The 1,401-nt window shown below is 63.0% G+C and carries 1 protein-coding gene and 1 pseudogene; both read right to left on the reverse strand.

The features are described 5' to 3' along the window. The coding region (locus tag N415_RS31010) for a PPE domain-containing protein (RefSeq protein ID WP_152531565.1) at nucleotides 1-204 on the reverse strand (204 nt) is incomplete at its 3' end. A gap of 10 nt (nucleotides 205-214) precedes the next feature. Then, nucleotides 215-1,401 (reverse strand): annotated as a pseudogene (locus tag N415_RS24990) (hypothetical protein); the annotation flags it as partial.

The following is a 1,401-nucleotide window of genomic DNA, read 5'->3' on the forward strand; positions in this document are numbered from 1 at the left end:
CCGCGCCATCGCCATTGCCGCCGGACCCTGCCACCCCACCCCCACCAACCCCGACGTCACCGAACCGAAAGACGAAGCCGCCGAACCCAACTCACCCGCCAAACCCTCCCACGCCGCCGCCGCATCCAACATCGGACCCGGCCCCGCACCGCTCAAGTACAAATTCGCCGAATTAACCTCCGGCGGCAACACCAAAAAACTCATCACACGTCCTTTAGTTGAAGAAGCCCGACTGCGCGTCACGCCTGTTGAAGAAACCCGAGCTCTCGATGCCGGAGTCGGCGATGCCCCCGTCGAAGTCCCCAGTCGTGGCGATGCCCGCGCTCTCGAAGCCGGAGTTCGCGATGCCCGCATTGAAGTCGCCCGAGTTTTGGATGCCGGCGCCAAAGACGCCCGTGTTCTCGAAACCGGAGTTGAACGCGACTCCGGTGTTAAAGAAGCCCGACGAGCTGGAGCTCGAGTTGAAAAAGCCGGAGGAACCAGAGGCATTGCCGAAGCCCGAACTTGTGACCCCCAGCTGGGTGACGACGCTACCGAAGCCGGTGTTCAGGCTTCCCGAGTTGAAGCCACCCGTGTTGGTGTTCCCCACGTTCGCCCAGCCCGTGTTATTGGATCCCGAGTTGAAGTCACCCGTGTCAAACGCTCCCGAGTTTCCGCTGCCCGTGTTGACGGCGCCGGAGTTTCCGAAGCCCATGTTCAGGTCGCCCGCGTTCCCGTAACCCACGTTGGCGAGGCCGGCGTTGCCCCATCCCAAGTTCTCGGCGCCGCCGTTGCCGAAGCCGGTGTTGACCGAACCACCGTTCCAGAAACCGGTACTGGTGTCCCCGCCGTTGCCGAAGCCGAAATTGCCGGTCCCCGAGTTGAAGAAGCCGACGTTTCCGGTGCCCGAGTTGAAGAAGCCGATGTTCCCGGTGCCCGAGTTGCCGAAGCCGAGGTTGCCGCTGCCGGAATTCAGTGCGCCGAAGCCGATCTGGTTGTCACCCGTGAGCCCAAACCCGATGTCGTTGTTGCCCGTATTGCCGAAACCGAAGTCGTGGTTACCGGAGTTGGCGGCGCCAACGTTGTTGTTGCCCCGGTTCCCGAAGCCCATGTTGCCCTGGCCGCGGTTGCCGCTGCCCATATTGCCGACGCCGTTGTTCCCGTTACCGATGTTGCCGCCGCCGAGGTTTCCGGTGCCAACGTTGTTGTTGCCGATGTTTCCGCTGCCGACGTTTCCGCTGCCGAAGTTTCCGCTCCCGACGTTAGTGCTGCCGACGTTTCCGCTGCCCAGGTTCTGGTTGCCGAAATTGCCGTTGCCCCCGTTGGCGTTGCCGGTGTTTCCATTGCCGAGGTTGGTGTCGCCCTTGTTGCCGCTGCCGAGGTTTTGGTTGCCGACGTTGCCGCCGCCGAGGTTGAGGTTGC

Origin of the sequence: Mycobacterium sp. UM_CSW, from assembly GCF_000455205.1 — a bacterium.
In the GTDB taxonomy this organism is placed as follows: Bacteria; Actinomycetota; Actinomycetes; order Mycobacteriales; family Mycobacteriaceae; genus Mycobacterium.